At 39.0% G+C, this 513-nt stretch carries 1 protein-coding gene; it reads right to left on the bottom strand.

Translation table 11 applies throughout. From position 1 onward, the window contains the following. On the bottom strand, positions 1–513 hold a 513-nt coding region (locus CCZ01_RS10055; protein ID WP_275542667.1), incomplete at both ends, for a flagellin hook IN motif-containing protein.

The following is a 513-nucleotide window of genomic DNA, read 5'->3' as shown; positions in this document are numbered from 1 at the left end:
ACTTCCTGTAACCATAATCGCACGACCATCAGTAGAAGTTAAATTCAAACGACCATTTGCATCAATAGAAGCTTGAACACCTGTTTCTTCTTTCTTAGAGTTAATTGCTTGAACAAGCTTATTATCTCTGTCGTTTGCTTGAACACCTGTAATATCACCAATCCATACACCATTAATTGTGAGGTTAGCAATATCACCTGCTGCAACAGCTCCAGAACCTGTAGCTTGAACGCTAAATGTTGCTTTTGTTCCACCGAGTGCATCAGAGTTTTTGTTAATCACTTCTGCTAAAGCTCCAAGTCCTGTTCCTGCTGAAGTAGAAATAACAACAGATTCAAGAACTTGAGATTTATTCCCTGAAAGTCCTTGGAATTCCAATGCAACAGTTCCAAGTGTAGCTGTATTAGACCCCATAATTGAACCTGTTTCAAACCTTGCGTGTCCAATCTTATCAGAGCTTGTTGCACCAATAGAGATATTAACAGTTTGGTTAGAATAAGCACCAACTTGGAA

Source organism: Helicobacter monodelphidis (assembly GCF_003288845.1).
Lineage (GTDB): Bacteria > Campylobacterota > Campylobacteria > Campylobacterales > Helicobacteraceae > NHYN01.
Note: the sequence above shows the minus strand (reverse complement) of the source record. Positions and strands in the feature narration are given on the sequence as shown.